The organism is Paenibacillus sp. 1SOY10 (assembly GCF_056836745.1).
The window spans coordinates 1-270 of record NZ_JBXENK010000025.1 but is presented as its reverse complement, the minus strand read 5'-3'; the positions used below and the strand labels follow the sequence as shown (position 1 = coordinate 270).

Genomic DNA, 270 nt, shown 5'->3' with positions numbered 1-270 from the left:
AGGATCAAAGTGCGAACGTTATCTTATCGACACTTGCGTGTAATGGATAACGGTCATAAAGTTCTTATGGTGGAGCCAAGCGGGATCGAACCGCTGACCTCCTGCTTGCAAGGCAGGCGCTCTCCCAGCTGAGCTATGGCCCCATATTAAAATCCCATTCATGTTGTTATGGGATATATGGTGGGCCCTAGTGGACTCGAACCACCGACCTCACCCTTATCAGGGGTGCGCTCTAACCAGCTGAGCTAAGGGCCCATAACAGGGATATTC

Annotated in this window: 2 tRNA genes; both read right to left on the bottom strand. The window is 51.1% G+C overall.

Going from position 1 to position 270, the window contains the following annotated elements:
* Positions 1-67: 67 nt before the first annotated feature.
* Positions 68-143: transfer RNA gene (locus AC1VOR_RS22985), tRNA-Ala, on the bottom strand.
* 35 nt (positions 144-178) lie between these two features.
* Positions 179-255, bottom strand: a tRNA-Ile gene (locus AC1VOR_RS22980).
* Positions 256-270: the final 15 nt, after the last annotated feature.